Origin of the sequence: Streptomyces sp. NPDC058665, from assembly GCF_042714995.1 — a bacterium.
Classification (GTDB): Bacteria; Actinomycetota; Actinomycetes; order Streptomycetales; family Streptomycetaceae; genus Streptomyces.
Map to the genome: position 1 here is coordinate 161696 of NZ_JBHXRX010000003.1, position 21055 is coordinate 182750.

Consider the following 21055-nt stretch of genomic DNA (forward strand, 5'->3'; position numbering starts at 1 on the left):
GCGTTGTCCAGGGGCCGTATGTGCGCAGGGCAGCCGCACCGGCCGTACACGCCCAGTAGCATGCGAGGGGCGATTTTCGCCGTCCGGGCACCATAGGTCGGGGCGGCTGGGCAAGGTAAGCGGGGATCACGTATGCGGGACGGCCGGTGGGTCACGGTCACGGAATCCCAGTTCGAGCATGAGCGGCGCGGTCTGACGGCCATCCGCGAGAAGCTCCGGGACAGGAACAACGACCCTTGGCATGCCTGGTCCAACTTCACCTTCACCGCAGGCACCGGCCACGTCCGTGAGGTTGACCTTCTTGTCATCGCCCCGGGCGGGGTGCACCTGATCGAGCTGAAGGACTGGCACGGTTCGGTCGAGTCCCGCAACGGGTCCTGGCTGCAGACCCAGCCGAGCGGCCGGCAGGTCTCCCACGGCAATCCCCTGCACCTGGCGAACCGGAAGGCCAAGGAGCTGGCCTCCCTGCTGCGCCGTGAGGGTGTGTCGGTGTGGGTGTCGGAGGCCGTGTGCTTCACCGACTCCTCGCTGCGCAACCGCCTGCCCGCGCATGACCAGCACGGTCTGTTCACGGTGCGGCAGCTCGCCGAGATGCTGGAGCGCCCGCCCCTCGAGGAACGCCGCCGGATCGACGCCCCGAAGTCACGCGCCCTCGCGAACGCCCTGCGGCGGATCGGCATCGCGCCCAGTGACGCCGAGTACCGAGTGGGGCCCTACCAGCTCGACCGGAAGTCGTTCGACTCGGGACCGACCTGGGCGGACTATCTGGCGCGGCACAGCGAACTGCCCGAGGCTGCCCGGGTCCGGGTCTATCTGCGCGAGCGGGGCTCGGACACCGAGCAGCGCGCCTCGGTGGAGCGGGCGGCTCGGCGCGAGGCGGCGGTGCTGCGGCGTTTCCGGCACCCGGGTGTCGTACAGCTGAAGCAGTACGACCCGTCCGGGCATCCGGCGGGCCCCGCGCTGATCTTCGACTACGACCCACGGACCCTGCGGCTGGACGAGTACCTCGCGCAGTACGGCGACAAGCTCGACGTGCTGACCAGGATGGCGCTGGTACGGCAGCTGGCGGAAACGGTGCGTTCGGCGCACGGCCGGCGGATCTACCACCGCACGCTGGCCGCACGAGCGATCCATGTGATGCCCCGGCCCCGTGGCCGCGTCGCGGGAGCGGACGGCGAGGAGGGGGGCTGGCTCAACCCTTACGTACAGATCTCGGACTGGCAGGTCGCTGTGCAGCGCGACGCCGGTTCGGGCGGCGGTGAGCGGTTCGCGCCGACCACGTTCTCCCGGGCGGGCGCGCACCTCGCGGACGGCGCGGACCCGTATCTCGCACCGGAACTGACCGCGCCGAAGGCCGACCCCGTCACGCTCGACGTCTACGGCCTCGGCGTCCTCGCCTACCTGCTGGCCACCGGCAGGGCTCCGGCGGCCAGCCAGGCCGAGCTGGTGGCCCGTTTCGAAGCGGGCGAGGGACTGCGGCCCAGTGCCGTGGTCGACGGACTGTCGGACGACATCGACGAGCTGGTTCAGCTGGCCACGGCCTACAGCCTCAACGACCGGCTGACCTCGGTGGACGACTTCCTGGACATGCTGGAGGTCGTCGAAGAGACCCTGACCGAGCCCGCCCGCCCGACGGCACCGCCGGTTCCGGTTCCGGCCGAACCTGAGCCTGAGCCGGAACCTGAACCCGAGAAGGACCCCCTTGAGGCGGTCGCCGGCGACGTACTGACGGGCCGCTGGGAGGTCAGACGCCGGCTCGGGACGGGCTCGACGAGCCGCGCGTTCCTGGTGCGGGACCTGACGGCCGGACCCGAGGTACGGCTCTCCAAGTCCCTCGCGGTCCTGAAGGTCGCGGTGTCGGACCGCTGCGGTGAGGTGCTGGAGCGCGAGGCCGAGGTCATGGGGCGGCTACGCCCCGACTCCCGCATCATCCGCCTCATCAAGCCCGAGCCGCAGCGCATCGCGGACCGCACAGTCCTCGTCCTTGAGTACGTCGGTGACGAGCGCGAGGCCGACGTGTCCGCTCCCGGCGCCTCCCGCACCAGGCGGCGTGAGGAGACCGTCGCCCGTCAGCTGCGCGAGTCCGGCCGGCTGACCGTGGACCAGCTGGAGGCGTACGGCGACTATCTCTTCGGCGCCGTCGACTTCCTGGAGGGGGAGGGCGTATGGCACCGGGACATCAAGCCGGACAACATCGCCATCCGGGTCCGCCCGAACCGTACCCGTGAGCTGGTGCTGATCGACTTCTCGCTGGCCGGCTACCCGGTGAAGGAGACGGGGGCGGGCACGGACGGCTATCTGGACCCGTTCATCGGGGACCTCACCGACCGCTCCGTGTACGACGCCCAGGCCGAGCGGTACGCGGTCGCCGTCACCCTGCACGAGATGGCCTCGGGCGAGCTGCCGCTATGGGGCGGGGGCCGGGTGTCGGCCCGGCAGACCGATCCGGAGAAGGAGCCGCATCCGGCGATCGCCGTCGACGCCTTCGACCCGGCGGTACGCGACGGGCTGGAGACGTTCTTCCAGCAGGCGCTGCACCGCGACGCGATGCGGCGATTCAGGGATCTCAAGCCGATGCGGGACGCCTGGAAGCGGGTCTTCCTGGCGATGGACGAGGCGAAGCCCTCGTCCCGGCGCCTGCGTGCGGTGCCCACCACCCCGGGCAGGGCGGCTGCGGCCACGGAAGCCACCGCTTCGGACGGTGTGGCAGCGCGCGCGGAGCCGGTGATCGACGCCGCCGAGGAGGAGACCGCCGAGCAGCAGCGCGAACGGCTGGCCGGTCACGCGGACCGTGACACGCCGGTCTCGGCCTCGGGTCTGAGCCCGGCCGCCGAGTCGTTCGTGTACGGCCTTCCCGTGAACACGGTCGGCGGGCTGCTCGACTACAGCCAGCGCCAGCTCGTCAACGCCCCCGGCTTGGGCGCCAAGACCCGCAAGGAAGTATTGGGCCGGATCAAGCAGTGGCGCCGACAGCTCGCGGAGCGCCCCACCGCGCCGCTGACTCCCGAGGGCCGGAAGGCCGCGAAGGAGGAGCTGACGCAGGCCGAGGCCGATGTCGCACACGCCCTGGTGGCGAGCGGGGGCGCCGGCTCCCTTCCCGCAGCCGCCCTGCGCACGGTCAGTCTGGACGCGCTGGCCACGGTCTTCGTCCCCGAGCTGAAGAAGGACGAGGTGAACCGCAACGAGTGCGAGATGGTACGACTGCTGCTGCGCCTGCCCGACGAGCGCGGCGAGCTGCCCGACATCGGGGTGTGGCCGAAGCAGAAGGACGTGGCGACGGCCCTCGGCCTCTCGGCGGGCCGTATCCCGCAGATGCTGAAGACCCAGCGCGGACGGTGGAAGAAGGACCCGGCGGTTCAGGCCCTGCGCGCCGAAGTCCTGGAACTACTGCGTGACCTGGGCCGGGTCGCCTCGGCCGCCGAGATCGCCGACGCACTCGTGGTACGCCGGGGCACGCAGCTGGAAGAGCGGGAACAGCGGCGGGCCCTGGCCCTGGCGGCGGTACGCGCCGTGGTCGAGGTGGAGCAACTCAAACCGGACGAGAGCGAGTTCCGGCACGCTCCCAACCGCGAGGCGTCCGACGAGGCCATGGGCGCCGGCCTGCTGGCCCTGGAGGTCGGCGAGGACGACGCACCCGAGACGCCGTCGGCGCCCGGCCTTCTCGACTACGCCCAGCGCCTGGGCAGGGTCGCCGACCGTCTGGCGAAGCAGCCGACGCTGCCGACCGCCGCGACGGTCCTGTCCGAGCTGGGCGCCGTCCCACCGCCGAGCGCGGTCGTCGACTGGGACGAGCGCCGCACGGCGGAGTTGGCGGCGGCGGCCTCCCGCAACGCCGCCGCGACCCCGCGCCTGGAGATCTACCCGCGTGACCTGCCCCTCGTACGGGCGCTGCGGCTCACCCAGGCGGGCCTGGTCCGCGTCATCCCCGACCTGGAACGCGCCCGTCAGCCCGGCCTGACGGTGGACGAGGTCCACGAGCGCGTACGGGCACGGTTCCCGGAACTGCTGGACCATCGCGGAAGCCACGAACTCCCGAAGGGCGGCCGTCTGACGACGGCTCTGCGGGAGGCGGGCTTCGACCTGGAACTGTCGACCCGTTCCGGCACCCGGACATCGCGCTACCTACCGCGCAAACTGGCGGACGCGTCGAGCTTCCTGTCCTCCGGCGCCCGCCGCGTGGCCACCGGCACCATCGCGGCACACCGGTACGCCGACGACACGGAGCTGGCCGGGGCGGTCGCGGCGGAGGAACGTCTGACGTCGTCATCCCGGCGGGACGGGTTCCGGGTGCTGACGGTACGTACGGCTCTGGCGGGCGCGGCGGTAGAGGAGTTGGATGGCGACCGCTTCGAGGCCGGAGTCGTCTCGGTGACCGAGCTGTTCCTGGGGGCCCTGCATGAACTGGTCGACCAGCGGCCCAAGCCGACCTGGGAGACGCTGGTGCGCGCGGACGTGGCGGAGCCCGGGTCTCGGGGAGCCATGAAGTTCGCGGAGTACACGCGGACGGCCTGGGGTGTGGTGGAGCCGCGGTTGGGTGACCTGCTGCTGGGCGGGGGCGCGGGAGGCTCGGTGAGTGGTGGCGGGCCGCTGCTGCTGTCCGACGCGGGAGTGCTGGGCCGGTACGACGCGATGGGCGTCCTCGACCGGCTGGCCGAGCGGTCCCGGCGCGGCGGGCGGGGGCTGTGGCTGCTGTGTCCGCAGAGCGACCCGACGCGTCCGCCTCGGCTGGGGACGACCGCGGTGCCGTATCAGGCGGGGCTGGGTGAGTGGATCGTGCTGCCGGACTCGTGGGTGGGGAATCGGCATAGGGCGGCGTCGGGGCAGGTGGCGGAGTAGTGGTGGGGCCGGTGTGACCGGTGGGGGGAGTGCCGTGACTGGCATGGCTTCTGGAACGGGTGGCGCGGTGGGCGTGGCTCGGTCGGCGGGTGTACGAGCGACGAGTGGAGACGTGACGAAGTGATCGACCGCAAGTCGAAGGCGTTGTTGGCCGACCTGATCAAGCGGGTCAAGGCGGTCGAGGTGGACCTCACCGAGCAGGTCAAGGCCGTGCCCGAGGTGGGCGCGCGTCTGCGGGCCGAGTACGACCGGGCGCGGGAGCTGGAGCGTACGGCGGCGACCTGGAACGAGTGGCTCAAGGAGCGGGTCACCCAGGTTGGTGTGGCGTGGGTGCTGGGCACAGTGTTCGTCCGGTTCTGCGAGGACAACCGCCTGATTCCCGAGCCGTATCTCGCGGGTGCGGAGCAAGAGCGCCAGGACCTGGCGGAGGCGCGGTACGCGCAGTACGTGGCCGACGACTCCGAGGGCGCCGACCCCACCTTCCGGGGGTGGCTGGAGCGTGCGTTCTCGGAACTGGGCGCGGGGCAGGCCGGGAAGCTGCTCTTCGACGGCCGCCACAATCCGCTGTACCAGATTCCGCTGTCGCACTCTGGGGCTCGCTCACTGGTGGAGTTCTGGAGGGAGAGGCACGAGGACGGTCGGCTGATCCACGACTTCACCGACCCGCTGAACGCTGACGGTACGGAGGGGTGGGACACGCGGTTCCTGGGTGACCTGTACCAGGATCTGTCGGGGGCGGCCCGTAAGACGTATGCGCTGCTTCAGACGCCGGAGTTCGTGGAGAAGTTCATCCTGGACCGAACGATGAATCCGGTGGTGCGTGAACTGGGCTCCCGTTTTGGCGAGTTGAAGATGATCGACCCGACGTGCGGGTCCGGCCACTTCGTGCTGGGCGCGTTCAAGCGGATGGTGAAGCTGTGGACGGACAAGGTGCCGGGCAAGGACCCGCATGAGCTGGTGCGGGCCGCACTTGACTCTGTTCACGGGGTCGACCTGAATCCGTTCGCGGTGGCTATCGCGCGGTTCCGGTTGCTTATGGCCGCGATGGCGGCGGCGAACGTGCGGACGCTGGCGGAGGCTGGGCGTTATGACTGGCCTGTGCACCTTGCGGTGGGCGACTCGCTGATCAAGGCTCGACAGCTAGAATTCGGCGTGCGGGGGGTTGAGGGGCAGGGGGAGCTGGAGTTCAGCGCGGAGCAGAAGGACGAGCTGGCAGAGTTTTCTTACGCTACCGAGGATGTGCACGAGGAGCAGTTCAAGGGGATTCTTGAGGTTGGGCGGTATGACGTGGTAGTGGGGAATCCGCCTTATATTGCTGTCCAGGACAAGAAACTCAACGATCTATATCGAGAACTTTACAAGTCCTGCTCCGGCGCCTACGCACTGTCCGTCCCTTTCGCAGAGCGCTTCTTTCAGTTGGCAAAGACAGGGGAACCTGGCGGTCGCGGCTACGGGATGGTCGGACAGATTACAGCGAACTCGTTCATGAAGCGAGAGTTCGGGAAAAGCCTTATCCAAGAATACTTCGCACATAAAGTGGAGCTTACCGAAGTAATCGACACTTCGGGCGCATACATTCCGGGGCACGGCACACCAACGGTGATCTTGGTAGGGCGAAGGCGAGCTGGCGGTGCGCGAGGAGAGACGATCCGAACAGTAAGAAGCATCCAAGGCGAGCCATCCGAACCGCCACGCGGGGAGGACGGACTGGTATGGAATGCAATCAAGAGCCAGATTGATAAAATCGGATCAGCCAGCCAGTGGGTATCAGTTGACGACCTCGAAAGAAGCAGGTACTTCGAGAAGCACCCATGGATCCTCACAGCAGGCGCGCTTGAGCTTGTGCAGGAAATCACATCTGCTTCGCCAACAACGTTGGGAAAAGTGGCGTCAGATATCGGGGCTGGCGCCGTAACACGCGAGGACGACGCCTACATGGTCGGCGCCGGTTATCTTCGCCGCAAGAACGTCCCATCAGACCAACAAAGACCTCTCGTGGAGGGTATGGAAGTCCGCGATTATTCGACCGGAGACCCAACCATCTCATTTTGGCCTTATTCCAACAGCAGCCTCAAAGCCAAGGCAGCCAAACCAGTCGAGCATGGACTCTGGCCTTATAAGTCCTTGCTCCGCAACCGCCTAGCCTTCGGAAAAACTCAGCTCGAGCGCGGCCTTGCATGGTTTGAATACTCCATGTTTTTTAAGGCGCGCTACGAGATCCCATTTTCTATCAGCGTTCCCGAAATCGCGACCCACAACCATTTCGCGTTCGATCGCGGTGAGAAAGTTTTCAAGGACACCGCCCCAGTTATCAAGCTCGAGAAGGATGCTAGCGAAGAGCGACACCTGGAACTTCTCGGGGCTCTCAATAGTTCCACTGTGTGTTACTGGATGAAGGCGTCCTGTCACAACAAGGGCGGCAGTGGGCTAGGGCGCGGATTTCAAGATGAGGCCTGGGAGAACCGCTTCCAGTACAAAGGAGCCAATCTCGCGCGCCTCCCCCTCCCAAGCCGGTATCCGACCTCCCTCGGTAGCGGATTGGACTCTCTTGCGCAATCTCTCACAGCCGTAACGCCACATTCCCTAGTTACGGCAGAATCATCTACCCCTACCGCACTTATTCTTCGCACAGCCCAAGCCAAGTGGCTCTCCGCCCGAGCCCAAATGATCGCCCTCCAGGAAGAGCTGGACTGGCAGGTCTACTCCCTCTACAGCCTTCACGTCGAAGACCTGCGCGCCCCCGAAACCGAGGTTCCCGAACTTGCCCTCGGTGAGCGAGCCTTCGAGATTGTGCTCGCTCGGCGGGTGGAGAAGGGGGAGGCGTCCGGGGAATGGTTCAAGCGGCATGGTTCCACACCCATCACGGAGCTGCCCGCCCAGTGGTCCGACGCCTACAAGGCCGTCGTGCAGAAGCGCATCGACGTCATCGAGACCAGCCGGGCCATCGGCATGATCGAGCGGCCCGAGTACAAGCGACGTTGGGCGACCGAGGGGTGGGATGCCCTTCAGAAGAAGGCCCTGCAGTCCTGGCTGCTGGACCGGATCGAGAAGCGTGAGCACTGGTTCGACGAGGACGGGCAGCCCACCATCCGCACCCGGTCCCAACTCACCGACATCCTGTCCCGCGACGAGGACTTCGTATCCGTCGCCGAGCTGTACGCGCCCCACACCGAGCTGGCCACCGTCGTATTTGGGCTCCTCGCCGACGAACACGTCCCCTATCTCGCCGCCCTCCGCTACAAGACCGCCGCTCTGAAGAAGCGCCAGGATTGGGAGCACGTCTGGGAGCTTCAGCGCAAGGAGGACTCTGCCGAGGGCGAGGCCGAGAAGCGGAAGATCCGGGACTCCATTCCCGTACCGCCCAAGTACACCTCCGCCGACTTCCTCAAGCCGTCCTACTGGCGAGCGCGCGGCAAGCTGGACGTACCCAAGGAGCGGTTCATCTCCTACGCGACCGGGCCAGTCTCCGGCACCCCCGAGCTGTTCGGGTGGGCTGGCTGGGACCACCGGGAGCAGGCCCAAGCTCTCGCCACGTACTTCACCGTGCACGGGCTGACCACGGAGGAGATCACCCCGCTCCTCGCCGGCCTGCTCGAACTCCAGCCCTGGCTCGATCAGTGGCACAACGAGTTCGACGCCATGTACAGCGGCTCCCCCGCCGCCTTCTTCGCCGGGCACCGTTCCGTCCACCAGGGCGAGCACGGTCTCACCGACGATGACCTGCGCGCCTGGCGCCCCGCACCCGCCAAGCGCGGCCGGGCTGGTGGCACCACCGCAAAGAACTGAAGTCCGCCCATGCCCTGTCGGGGACCAGCGCATCAACCGCTGGACCTCGACAGGGCGTTCGCCTGAGACGGCCGAGGCCGAGCAGCACACTCGGGCGCTGTGGCGCGGTCGCCGGTGCCCGCCGCAATGGAGACTGGTGCATCTGGGCCGAACCCACCGTTCGTAACCAACCGCCACCGAGGTTCTCCCTGGCCCAGCCGCCAATTCCCCGCGCCACCAAGCAACTTCGAAGCCCCAGGCACACCCTCACCCTGCTGGCACTGCACCACCCACCGGCGCAATCGCCGCCTGCGGCGCCTTGAACTGCGCCCACACCGTCTTTCCGATGCCACCCTCCCGATCATGCACACCCCACCAGTCGGCCAGCGCGTCCACCAACAGCAGGCCCCGCCCGCACGTCTCGTCCTCCCCCGGCGACCCCAACTCCGGGGACCCCGCCCCCGCGTCGCTCACCTCCAGGTGCAGCAGTCCGACCTCGACGTCGTAGACGAAACCCACGCCAACCTGCCGGTCCCTCGGCACCGGGACCCGCAGCGCGTTGGTCACCAACTCGGAGAGCACGAGTTCCGCTGCCTCCGTGACGCCCTGCTCCATGCCCCAGCACGCGAGTGCGTCCCGGAGTATCGACCGCGACTGGCCCACGCCCCGCGGGTGGCGGGAGATCCGGAAGTGCACTTCGTTCGAGCTGTCGCGGTCTGCCATGACGCTCCCTTGCGCTCGCTGCCAATGGGCCGATCCCTGTGCCCTCTCCGGGATGTTCGGCCTCACGCCATGCGCCAGACTGGATGCCCACCATCTGAATCTGCAACGTTGCCGAATCGATTGGTGCCAATCTTCGCTCTTTCGAGTTAACGACACGTCATCGACGTCTGACCTGCTGCAAAGTGGTGGCATGCCTGCGAACAACGTGCCGCCGAGTCCATCAACGGTCCTGGGACGCCAACTCGGCGACGAACTCCGTAAGTTGCGGGAGGCGGCGAGCCTCACCACCACTCAAGCCGCCGACGCACTCGACTGCACCAAGGGGAAGATCAGCCGGATCGAGAACGGCCGTGTGGCGGTTCGGCTCCCGGATCTCACCGCGATGTTGCAGGCATACGGGACGGAGGAGCCGGCCCTGCGCGAGCGGCTGACAACCCTGGCCCGCAAGGCCAACCGGCGCCGCAGGGAAGGGTGGTGGCTTCAGTACAGGTCAGTGCTCGAAGACACGTACCGCGACTACATCGAGATGGAGAGCATCTGCGACAGCGTCAAGACGTTCCAAGCTCTGTTGATCCCGGGGCTTCTCCAGACACCTGAGTACAGCCGCGCCGTCACCGTCGCCTCACGCTCTTGGGAATCGGCAGAACAGATCGAGCAGTTCGTTCAGGTGCGTGTTGCCCGCCAGGAGCGGCTCACTGACGACAACCCTCTGGAACTCTGGGCAGTATTGGCCGAGGGAGTGCTACGGCAAAAGGTCGGCGGCTCTGCCGTGATGCACGACCAGTTGGAACATCTGGCGACCATCGCGGAGCTACCCAACGTCACTGTCCAGGTACTGCCGTTCGCACGCGGTGCGCACTCCAGTATGGTCGGCCCATACTTGCTGCTGAGCTTTCCTCGGGTGTCGGCACTGGATCTCGTGCTGACAGAGAATCCAACCGGCAACATCTGGATGGAGCAGGCGTCCGAAGTCGCTCACTACCGGAGACTCTTCGACGACGCTCGCGTGTCGGCCTTGCCGCCCACGGAATCGCTCGGGCTGATCCGCCGCATCGCCAAGGAGCACAGACCATGAAGAGCATTCGCGTCGCCCCGTCGGACCTTGCCATAGCGGCCTGGCGAGTCAGCAGTTACAGCGGCGGCCAAGGGGAGTGCGTCGAGATCGCCGACAACATCCCCCACCTTCTCCCCGTCCGCGACAGTAAGCGCCCCGCCGGCCCCGTCATAGTGTTCGGTCACGACGCCTGGCAGACCTTCGTCACCCAGCTCGGCTGACCCCTCCCTCGTGACCACCGGCCACGGTCGGTCACAGGGCCTCAGGAAGAACTGCCCGGCGAAGGGCCAGGTACCCCAGCCCGCCCCTTCGCCACCCAGCCACCCAGCCACCCGAAAACCGCCCCTCCCCACCCCACGCACCTCCGCCCTGTCATACCTGCCGGTTACGATCTGATACGGCCCTTTGGACCTGGGACTCAGCAACAAACCCGCCCCCGCCCCAAGGCGCCCGCCCCAGAGCGACCCCAGATGTGCCACAACACATCAAAACCGGCCCCAGGAGACGCGAGACAGACATGGCCCCGACCGCCGCCACCGCCCCCCTCCTCCGTGACGTCATCGACATCAAGACGTCGATCTCCACCTCCGACTTCGTCCTGAAGCTCGCCGAGGCGGTCACCGAGGAGGGCGCGGCGAACGCGCTGCGGGACTATGTCGTCACCGAGCGGCTCCTCGACAACTTCGACGAGGCGCTCCGGCTGATCAGGGCCGCGCTCGACGGGAACACGTCGAAGGCCGCCTACCTCCACGGATCGTTCGGTTCCGGTAAGTCCCACTTCATGGCCGTTTTGCATGCCATCCTGCGGCGCGACCCCTCCGCCCTCTCCCGCCGGGACTTCGACCCGATACTCGGCAAGCACGAGTGGCTGAACACCGAGCAGAAGAACTTCCTGCTGGTGCCCTACCACATGCTCGGGGCGAAGTCCCTGGAGCAGCGCGTGCTCGGCGGGTACGTCAGTCACGTCAAGGCACTGCACGGCGACAAGAACATCCCCACCCCGCAGGTCTACCGAACCGACGCCCTCTTCGACGACATCCGCTCGCACCGCATCCGGATGGGCGACGACAAGTTCATCGAGGGGCTCGCCGGAGCCGACGGGGACGCGGACGTGTCCGGCACCGCCGGTGGCGACGAGGACGAATGGGGCGAGTCCTTCGCCTGGACGCCCGATCTGCTCGACACCGCGCTCGCCGCCGAGGAGCTTGACGGCGGCGAGGTCAACCTCGACCTCGTCAACCCGAGCACCCCCGCCGAGCTGCGCGCCAAGCTCGTACACGATGCCAGTTCTACCTGGTTCCCTGGGTTCGCGAAGAACGCGGCCGAGGACGAGCAGGGGTTCATCTCGCTGGATGCCGGGCTCGCGGTGATCGCGGAGCACGCCAAGTCGCTCGGTTACGACGGTCTGATTCTCTTCATGGACGAGCTGATCCTGTGGCTCGCCAACCGCATCCACGACCAGCGGTTCGTGTCCCGCGAGGCGGACAAGATCACGAACTTCGTGGAGGGCGCGGACTCACGCCGGGCCATTCCGATCGTGTCGTTCATCGCCCGCCAGCGCGACCTGCGTGAGCTGGTGGGCGAGGAGACCTCGGGGGCCGCCGAGACCGCCATCCAGGACAGTCTGAACCTTGCCTCGGGACGCTTCGACAAGATCACCCTGGAGGACCGCAACCTTCCACAGATCGCGCACGCCCGGCTGCTGAGGCCCAAGGACGCGGAGGCCGGGGCCAAGCTCGACGCCGCGTTCACCAAGATCAAGCGGGTCGGGCCGCAGGTGTGGGACGTACTCCTCGGGTCGGACGAGGGGACCACCGGGGCGGACGAGGCGTCGTTCCGGCTGACGTATCCGTTCTCGCCGGCCTTCATGGACACGCTCGTCCACATCTCGTCCGCGCTTCAGCGGTCCCGTACCGGCCTCAAGCTCATGGGGCAGCTGCTCGCCACGCACCGTGACGACGCCACCCTCGATCAGCTGATCCCGCTCGGCGATCTGTATCCGGTGATCGCGGACGGCGGCGACAAGCCGTTCGTGGACAGTCTGAAGGTCGAGTTCCAGACTGCGGACAAGCTGTACCGGACCAAGATGCGGCCGTATCTGCTCGGTACGTACGAGGTCACCGAGGAGGACATCGAGCAGTACACGCACCGGCGGGGCTCGATCACGGACCCGGCGCTGCTCGGCCGTTGCCAGAGCTTCGTCGGGGACAACCGGCTGATGTGCACACTGTTGCTGTCCGCCCTCGCGCCCAGCGTGCCCGCGCTGCGGGACCTCACCATCCGGCGGCTCGGCGCGCTCAACCACGGCTCCGTCGTCTCCCCGATCCCCGGCGCCGACGTCGGGCTGATCAAGACGAAGGTCAAGGAGTGGGCCGCCCAGTTCGCCGAGATCAAGGCGACCGGCACCGACACCAACCCGGGCGTGCGGCTCGAACTCGCCGGCGTGGACGTGGACTCGGTCATCGCCAACGCCAACGTGAACAACAGCCGGGGCAACCGGCGCACCCTGGCCAAGCGGCTGCTCGCCGAAGAGCTGGGCCTCGACCTCCAGGACCGGCTGGTCGCCGACGAGCTGAACCTCGTATGGCGCGGCTCGAACCGTACGGCGGAGGTCGTCTTCGGCACCGTCGCCGATCCGGACGACCTGGCCGACCACGAGTTCCAGCCGAGCCAGGAGGGCATGTGGCGGGTGATCGTGGGTCTGCCGTACGCGGAGAGCGAGTACGGGGCGGTCGACGACGTCAACCGGATGCGCGGGCTGCGGGAGCGGCCCGGCACGCAGCCGCAGACCGTGGCGTGGATTCCCGCGCGGCTGTCCGCCGCCCGCTACAAGGACTTCCAGCGGCTCGTCGTCATCGACTACGCGCTGGCCGACCAGCGGCGTTTCGACACCCAGTACGCGCAGCACCTCAACGCCGACAACCGGGCGCGGGCCAAGGGCCTCCTCGAAGGGCAGCGGGAGTCGCTGGCCCAGACCGTGAAGGACGCCTTCAAGGAGGCGTACGGGCTGGCCGACAAGAAGGCCTCCGACGTCGATGTCTCCTTCAGTGACCATCTGGAGGCCCTGCCCGAGGTCTCCGACCTGCGTATCTCCATCGGGCAGTCGATGCGGGCCGGAGCCCGGCACATCGTCGCGAAGCTGCTCGCCCACCAGTTCCCCGCCCACCCGGACTTTGATCCGCAGGGCAGCAACACCCCCGTCAGGGCGAGTGAGACGCGGACCGTGTTCGGGCTGGTCCGGGCGGCTGCGGAGGCCTCCGACCGGCAGGTGGAGAACTCGGGCAAGGAGAAGGCTCTGATGGAGCGGATCGCCGTACCGCTCGGTCTGGGACAGCAAAAGGAGGCGTACTTCCGGCTGTCGAACCGGTGGGCCGAGCACTTCGCGCTGATGGCGCGGACGGACGGCGGACCCGGTGACCTCAGCGTCGTCAAGCTCACCGAGTGGATCGACCGGCCCGAGCGAATGGGTCTGGAGCCGTTCCTCGCGAACCTGGTCATCGCGTCGTACGCGGAGATGGACGACCGGGTGTGGGTCCGCGCCGGTGCGGTTCTGGACCCGGCGCCAGAGCTCTCGGCGATCAGGCCGCAGGACGCGCTACGGTCTCAGCCCCTGCCCGAGGAGGACGTCTGGGCGGAGGCGGGGAGCCGGTACTGGGACGTCTTCGGGGTAGAGGGGTCGGAGACGAAGCCGCCGACGCTGCGCAGGGGGCGGCTGGTCAGCCAGTTCGCGCGGCAGATCCTGGCCAAGGCGCGGCATTTCCGGCCGCACGCGGACGATCTGCTGAGGCAGTTGGAGAAGCACTCGGTGTTCCTCTCGCTCGACGGCGGCGACGAGTCCGGCCGGCTCGCCCTCGCCCGCCGCTCGCGGGATCTCCTCGACGAGCTGGCCGGCTTCGACCAGGGGGCGGCGGGCGGCATCGCCGCGGCCAAGCAGATCATCACCGCCTTCGCCGCATTCGACCTCGGCACGGCCTCGGCCAGCCGCTACGGGGCCTCCGTCAAGCAGGCCGAGGCCGTCGCGGCGGCCCTCGCGGGTGCCAGCTGGGACACGTTCGAGCTCGCCGCGAACATCGGCCCGGAGGGCGAGGCAGTACTCGCGCAGTTGCGCAGCGCCGCCAATGCCGACCAGCGCACCGTCAATCTCAAGGACGCCCTGGAGAAAGCGAGGGTGGCGGGGGTCGCCGCGCTCAAGCGCAACCAGGCCGCCAACGCGCCCACCCGGCCCGCGCCCGGCCCGTCCACGCCCGCTCCGGGGCCGCTCACCTCGCCCGGCGCCGTGGACCTCACCACCGCGAGCAGCCACCCGCCGGTGCCCACGACACAGCCACCCCTTCCGGCCGCCGGGACGGGAACCGGGACCGTCGGCCGTGGCGCCCGGCGCTCGGGCGGGGCGCGGACCAGGGCCTCCCAGGCACCGGCCGAGCTGCGTGAGGAGCTGGCCGCGCTGGCGGCGGCGGAGCCCGACGTCACCGTCGAGTTCCACTGGCGAGTCGTGGAGTGACGACGGCGGCTACTGTGGCGCGGGCCATGGACGTGGGAACGGGACAAGAGGCAGGTGCGGCGGTGAACGCCAGGAAAACAAGGCGGGCAGGCGCGTGAGTACGGCGACCAGCACGAGTGCGGTACGGCTCAACGCGGCCACCATCACCCAGTACCTCACCGCCCAGCCCGGTCTCGCCCCCGGCAAGCGCCGCTCGGTACTGCTGCGGGCGGCACCTGTGTGGGACGGCCCTGACGAACTTCCGTGGGGTGAGGGACGGCGGGCACGGATCGCTTCGGGGCCCTCGCCGCTCGCCGTGTACGAGCTGGTGCTGGCCCATCAGGCGTCCACCGCCACAAGTCACGATGTCCTGATCACCGATCCCGATGTCCTGGTCGTCCTCACCGACCGCGAGGAGGCCGAACTCGGCCCCGACCTGCTGTCCAAGGTCCACAAGCACCGCGTCAGCGCCGTCAACATCTGGGACGTGGTCCGCGAGGCGTTCGGCGCCGACGCGACCGACCACTGGCTCTCCGAGGAGAACTGGGCCGCCGAAGCCCTCCTCGACGCCACCCCTCCGGGCGGCTGGCCACGGCTCGCGGGCGGCACGCTGTCGCGGCGCGAGGCGCTGGCGGCACTGGCGATGCGCAGGCTCGGTATCGGGCGCTACGACCCCGATCGCGTCCCCGGCGGGCCGACGGGGGCCGACGGACTCGACGTACACGCCCTGTTGCGCTGGACGTTGCAGCCGGGAGGCCCCGACCGTTTCCTCGCGCTGCGGGCACCGGAGCGGGCCGGGCTGACCCGGTTCCTCGGGGAGGACGACCAGGTGGGGCTGACCGGGCTGACCGGGCGGGCCCTGCTCGCGCTGATCGGCGCCGAGCACGGGCCGGACGCGGTCGCTTTCGGTCTGGTCTGCGCCGCGCTCTGGCGGGACACGGAGGTTCCGGACGCGGCGAGCGGGCGGCGCGGTCACCGGCGGACGGCAGGCCGCGCCCGGGCGGCAACGGGCGGTGTCACCGTGGACACCGAGGACTACCGGGCACGTGGGCGTGCGGAGCGCTGGTTCGGCGAGGAGCCACTGGCGCACGGTGAGGCCCTGGACCGGCTCACGGCCTCCTTCGGCCGGGCCTGCGAGGAGTTCGTCTCCGCGCTGCTCCTGAGCGGCCGGTCGGAGTTCGACGAGTCGGCTGCGGCTGCCCGGAGGATGAGCGGCGCCGCCCTGGACCGGGCGGAATCGCTGGTACGGCAGTTCGGAGCCGAGCGGGCCGCTCAGTCGAGTCCCGTACTGGCGGCCGGACTTGAGGCCCGTTTCGGTGCGGCGGGGCAGGCGCTTCGTGGTGGTGACCCGCGCTCAATCTCCCAGGCCGTCAGCGCACTCGACGACCACGCTCTCTCGGCGGACACCGACACCCGTACGCGTATCGCGCGCGTCCGCATGGCACAACGGCTGACACGGTGGCTGGCGAGCGATCCGCCGATCGCATCGGAGAACGTCGCGTCCGCGGTCGGTCGGCACGTCGCGGAGACGGGCTGGGCCGATCTGGCCCTCGAACACATCGAGGCCGGTGGTGAGAGCGAACCGACACTGCGGTCCTCGTACGACACCCTGTGTACCTCCGTGCGCGCTCGCCGTCGGGAGATCGACCGGCACTTCGCGCAGGCGCTCGCCGTCTGGACCGCGGACGGCGGCACACCCGGGACGATGCTGACGGTGGAGACCTTCCTCCCGCGCGTCGTCGCCCCCGTGACGAAGTCCGGGGACCGGCGGGTACTGCTGCTCGTCCTCGACGGGATGAGCGCGGCGATCGCCTCCGAGCTGGCCGAGGAACTGCGCGAACACTGGGTCGAGTACGACCCGCTGGGCGGCGCCAAGGACCCGGCACGGCGCCGGGCGATGGCCGCCGCGCTGCCCACCCTCACGGCCGTGTCCCGCACCTCCCTCTTCGCCGCCACGCTGACCTCGGGTGCCCAGGCCGACGAGAAGCGGATGTTTCCCGCCCACCGGTTCTGGGGGGACTCTCAGGCCGCGGTCTTCCACAAGGACGACCTGCGCGCCGACGCGGCCGGAGACTCGTTCGGTCCCGAGCTGCTCGCCGCACTCATGGACGACGGTACGCAGGTCGCCGTGGTCCTCAACACGATCGACGACCGGCTGGCCAAGGAGCAGAAACTCGGCGACGGCACCTGGCGGCTCGCCGAGATAGGGCAACTCCGGGAACTGCTGCGGTACGCCGCGCTCCAGGGTCGGGCGGTCATCCTGACCAGTGACCACGGGCACGTCGTCGACCGGCACGGCTCGCGGGTCGCTTCGGGTGCCCCGCTGTCGGCCCGGCACCGGGAGCCGGGCGGGCCTCTCGCCGAGCCGGAGGTCCTGCTGACCGGGCGCCGGGTCGTCGTGCCCGATGCCGGTGACGCGGCCGGGCGCGCGTCCGGTGGCGAGGTCGTGGCGCTCTGGGACGCGGACTCGCGCTACACGTCACAGAAGGCGGGCTACCACGGCGGAGCCTCCCTCGCCGAAGTGGCCATCCCCGTACTGGCTTTTCTTCCCTTCGGCGCGCAGCCGCCCAAGGGCTGGCGCGAGCTCGGTGACCAGCGGCCCCCCTGGTGGCGCGTCGACGCACCCTCGGCCGAGACCGCGCAGACGACGACCTTGACGACCGCGCCTTCGTCCACGTCACGGCCGGCGGGAACACGGTCCGCACCGGCGACATCGCGCCCGACCGGGAAGGCCGCGAAGAAGGCGGTCGAGACCGTGGCGGGCCGGGACTCGCTCTTCGACATGGTGCTCGTTTCCGCCGAGGCGGAGGACTCGCTGCTGGCCGTCACGGCCGTCACACCCGACAAGACCGCCTCACCTAACGAGGCTCTGATGACCGCCCTGCTCGCCTCCGAGATCTACCAGGCCCAGGTGGAGGTGCTGGCCCGCAAGCGCGAGCTGCCAAGGATGGAGCAGGCGGTGCGGGTTCTGCTGGACATCGGGGGCACGCTTCCGATGACTGCGTTGGCACAGCGCGTCGGGCTTCCGGCCGGGCGCAGCGCGGAAGGTTTCTGCGCCGTACTGCGTCAGTTGCTCAACTACGACGGCGCCCAGGTTCTGGAGACGCTGCCGGACGGCCGGACCCTGCGGCTGAACGTCGGTCTGCTAACGGGGCAGTTCGAGCTGGATCGACAGTCGTGACCCGGTACCGGCCCGGCAAGCACCGGCCGGTACCAGGTGTCACTTCTGTGCGCCCTGTCAGACGAGCTGCCGCATGATCCGCACGAACTGCCCCAGCTCCTCGAGGAATCGCTGTTCCAGCGGCTCGGGGGCGAAATGGGCGATCTTGTTGCGGATCTTGCGGACCTGGTCGAGCTGGTACACGAACTGGACGCGGTTCACCATGGTCCAGTCGAGCGACTGCCAGTTCTGGTCCGCCCGGACGCGCAGTGCGTCCTTGGTCTGCTGGCCGTCGAGCAGCGTGACGTAGTCGCCGAACATCAGGTCCGAGATCTTGCCGGTCTGCCGCTCCGCCTTCTTCGGCTGCACGGCCTTGATGGCCTCGGGGTCGATCGCGGCACCCAGGCACTTGCGCAGCAGGAACTCGATCTCCCCGACGATGAAGAACGGCCGGGCCGTCGCGTCGAAGCGTTCCGTGATGTCCGCGGAGGTCACGATCCCGCTGAACCGTCCGTCGTTGCGCCGGACAAGCACGTACCCCCTTTCGCTGACGAGAGGCAGTACGGCGAAGAAGTTCTGGTGCTCCTCGGCCACCGGCACATCGTCCACGAGCGCGTTCGCGAGGACCCGGTCGACGCCTGCCTTCTCGTACATCCTGGCCACAGACCTCCAGGTGACGGCGCCGCAGAGCTTGGTCGTTCCGTCGATGACGGGCAGCTGGGAGTAGTCCTTGGTGCGCATCAGGTGCGTGGCCTCGGAGAGCTGCGCGGTCGGCGGGAGGGACTCCAGGCCGGCCCGGGCGGCCGCGATGTCCCCGATCCGCAGCGGATGCTGCGGAAGCAGACCCGGCGCCTGCTCCTCCTCCGGCTCCTCGTCGCTCCGCTCGTCCACCACCGCGACCGTCTCCAAGGCGACGACGTGGACGAAGCTCCCATGGCCGCAGGTGGCGAAGGACGGAACGGTGGACAGGCCCACATCTTTCAGGGCCTGCGAAATGGCCAGAACCGACTGGTCGTCGCGTCGGCGCGTACCGAAGAGCGCGAGCAGTTCCCGTACCGGGATCTTCGTGCCCTTGAGTGCCATCAGGTTGTCGTCGGAGGGCATGGTGGCGCTCACCCACCCAGCTTTTCGGCGAGGCCGCGGTGCACGGTGTGCTTGCGCATGGCGGACCGCACCAGATCGAGGAGCTGTCGGGAACGGTCCGTGTAGAAGCGCTCGAAATCCCCCTCGTGCAGCGTGGCCGGATCGATGAGATGCGTCGCGACGACATCGTCGAACCACTCGGGGCGCATACCCGACTCCAGCATCAGCGACTTGAGGTACGCGGTGGGCGGACCGGTCATGCTCCGGCTCGCCCGGTACGACAGCGGGGTCTTGTTGACGATCGAGTTGACCCGTGATGCGTAACCGGGGTGCGACTTGGACACCCAGGACTTGGGGAAGATCAGCCGTACGTCGACGCCGTGCGCGGCCAGTTGGCCCGGACTCAGCGGCGCCTCGGTGTAGTACCAGTCCACAGCGCCCTGTTTGACGAGCAGTGCGTAGATTCCCTTGTAGGCGGCGCTGTTGCGAGTGCTCAGGGTGTCGAGCCGCTCGGAGACGAACACGGCTTCCGCCACCGTGTCCGGTTCACCGCCCTGCTCCCGGATCCACGTGACGAGTTGCTCCACGTCACGGGGGAAGCGGCTCTCGATCGACCCGCCGTACATCTCGCCGAGGACGCCGTTCCAGTACCACTGGGTGATGCGCTCCTCGACGTCCGCAGTGTCCGTCTCGTCGCCCATGACAGCGCGTACGGCGGCCAGCGGCACGAGCTGGGTGCGGTACGGGAGGTCCGCCGAATTGACGATGCACTGCCGCTCCAGGAACGCTCCGACCCAGGCGAAGGCCTCCGCCAGCCGCGGGGCCAGCCGCCTGAAGTCGACCAGCGGAAGCTCCAGCAGATCGCGGCGCTTGCAGGAGAGCGAGTTACGAAGCCCGTCCTGCTTATGCTCCCACGTGCGGACAAGGGCGATCGCCTGAAGGAAGTCGCTGCTGCTCAACCCGTCCTCGACTCCGGCTTCCATCCTGCCGAACACGGGATGGGCGGCGGTCAGGTCCGACTTGATCTGCAGCCACGCGTCGGGAAGCCGGTAGTACTCCCCGAACTCCGCCACATGAGCGCGGTCGCCCGCGTAGGTGGCCGTGAGCAGTTCGAAGACGTTCAGCGGGACCCCGCCCGCGTTCACCCGCTCGAAGACCGCGCACACCGCGTCCATTTCGGTGGAGGCGGGCAAGTTGATCATCGGTACGTCGAACGACTGCACGTGGTTGAGCACGTGCTCCTCGAACTGTGACCAGACCTCCCAGTTCGCTTCGTCCAGTTTCACGAATTCCCGGTGCCAGGCATTCATGCGCTGGGTGTCGAACACGAGATTGAGCGGGAAATGACCAGCGGCGCACTCGAGCTGCGTCGTACTCAGGTCGCGGACGACCCGGCGCGCGAAGTCCGTCCTGAGGGTTCGGTCCTCGGGTACCGACACGATTGCGTCGTCGCGGTCCGAGGGCGATCCGATCGCCTTGGCGATGTCGATGTAGTACCAGCGCTTCAGGTCCTTGCCGCGGGTGTCGACGGTGTCCACCGGCTTGTCGCGGCGCAGTGCCTGGTAGAGCGAGGTCATTCGCTGCTGGCCGTCGAGGAGCAGGAGGTCGGGCACCCTGTCGTCGGAGACCTGCGCGCCACTCAGCGGCCTGGGCCTGAAGGGCGTGTTGCCGCCGGTCTGGAGCGACATGACGACACCGAGCGGGTAGTTGAGCGTGACGGTTGCGATCAACGCCCGGATGTGTTCGTCGTTCCATTTCCACTCACGCTGGAAATCAGGTAGTTGCAAGGCCCCTGACTCGACCTGCCTGAGCAGATCTTTGAGCTTCGGACTGTCCAGCGACACGCTGCGGTCTCCCCGCTTTGAACACCAATGGTGGAGACCGTATTGCATCAAGCCATTCTGAGTTCCGTCAAGGAATGCGGTAATCGAGGCACCTGAGCCTCATTACTATT

The 21055-nt window shown here is 68.3% G+C and carries 9 protein-coding genes; 6 read left to right on the forward strand and 3 right to left on the reverse strand.

Annotated elements, in window-relative coordinates:
- Nucleotides 1–132: 132 nt before the first annotated feature.
- Both pglW and pglX read left to right on the forward strand, forming a co-directional pair.
- Entirely contained in the window at nucleotides 133–4836 is a 4704-nt protein-coding gene (gene pglW / locus ACFWV8_RS03085) for a BREX system serine/threonine kinase PglW (protein WP_384197448.1), read from the forward strand.
- 120 nt (nucleotides 4837–4956) lie between these two features.
- Nucleotides 4957–8622 (forward strand): BREX-2 system adenine-specific DNA-methyltransferase PglX, encoded by a 3666-nt coding sequence (gene pglX, locus ACFWV8_RS03090; RefSeq protein WP_384197450.1) that lies wholly within the window; start codon nucleotides 4957–4959, stop codon nucleotides 8620–8622.
- A 246-nt stretch (nucleotides 8623–8868) separates the two neighbouring features.
- Here pglX and ACFWV8_RS03095 read toward each other — a convergent pair whose 3' ends face one another.
- Nucleotides 8869–9324 carry an ATP-binding protein gene (locus ACFWV8_RS03095; RefSeq protein WP_384197451.1) on the reverse strand — a complete coding sequence of 152 codons (456 nt, stop codon included), beginning with the start codon at nucleotides 9322–9324 and terminating at the stop codon, nucleotides 8869–8871.
- Nucleotides 9325–9514: 190 nt separating this feature from the next.
- Here ACFWV8_RS03095 and ACFWV8_RS03100 point away from each other — a divergent pair, with 190 nt between their 5' ends.
- From ACFWV8_RS03100 to pglZ, 4 genes are all read left to right on the forward strand, one after another.
- The gene (locus ACFWV8_RS03100) at nucleotides 9515–10399 is read left to right on the forward strand and encodes a helix-turn-helix domain-containing protein (protein ID WP_384197453.1); all 885 of its coding nucleotides are present in this window, start codon (nucleotides 9515–9517) and stop codon (nucleotides 10397–10399) included.
- Nucleotides 10396–10599: a DUF397 domain-containing protein gene (locus tag ACFWV8_RS03105; protein WP_384197455.1), complete on the forward strand. Its 204-nt coding sequence runs from the start codon at nucleotides 10396–10398 to the stop codon at nucleotides 10597–10599. The genes ACFWV8_RS03100 and ACFWV8_RS03105 overlap by 4 nt, the downstream gene beginning before the upstream one ends.
- Before the next feature lie 296 nt (nucleotides 10600–10895).
- Nucleotides 10896–14879, forward strand: a complete 3984-nt coding sequence (locus ACFWV8_RS03110) for a phage resistance protein (protein WP_384197456.1) — start codon at nucleotides 10896–10898, stop codon at nucleotides 14877–14879.
- 94 nt (nucleotides 14880–14973) lie between these two features.
- Nucleotides 14974–18039 (forward strand): BREX-2 system phosphatase PglZ, encoded by a 3066-nt coding sequence (gene pglZ / locus ACFWV8_RS03115; protein WP_384197458.1) that lies wholly within the window; start codon nucleotides 14974–14976, stop codon nucleotides 18037–18039.
- Nucleotides 18040–18096: 57 nt separating this feature from the next.
- Here the strand turns inward: pglZ and ACFWV8_RS03120 are convergent, their stop codons facing one another.
- Both ACFWV8_RS03120 and ACFWV8_RS03125 read right to left on the reverse strand, forming a co-directional pair.
- Nucleotides 18097–19134, reverse strand: coding sequence for a CBS domain-containing protein (locus ACFWV8_RS03120; RefSeq protein ID WP_384197459.1), 1038 nt, complete (start codon nucleotides 19132–19134; stop codon nucleotides 18097–18099).
- Nucleotides 19131–20945 carry a DUF262 domain-containing protein gene (locus ACFWV8_RS03125; RefSeq protein WP_384197460.1) on the reverse strand — a complete coding sequence of 605 codons (1815 nt, stop codon included), beginning with the start codon at nucleotides 20943–20945 and terminating at the stop codon, nucleotides 19131–19133. Before ACFWV8_RS03125 ends, ACFWV8_RS03120 begins: the two co-directional genes overlap by 4 nt.
- Nucleotides 20946–21055: the final 110 nt, after the last annotated feature.

Coding starts and splice junctions, on each gene's coding strand:
- ACFWV8_RS03100 (WP_384197453.1), top strand. CDS start 9,515: ATGCCTGCGAACAACGTGCCGCCGAGTCCATCAACGGTCCTGGGACGC.
- ACFWV8_RS03110 (WP_384197456.1), top strand. CDS start 10,896: ATGGCCCCGACCGCCGCCACCGCCCCCCTCCTCCGTGACGTCATCGAC.
- ACFWV8_RS03105 (WP_384197455.1), top strand. CDS start 10,396: ATGAAGAGCATTCGCGTCGCCCCGTCGGACCTTGCCATAGCGGCCTGG.
- ACFWV8_RS03095 (WP_384197451.1), bottom strand. CDS start 9,324: ATGGCAGACCGCGACAGCTCGAACGAAGTGCACTTCCGGATCTCCCGC.
- pglW (WP_384197448.1), top strand. CDS start 133: ATGCGGGACGGCCGGTGGGTCACGGTCACGGAATCCCAGTTCGAGCAT.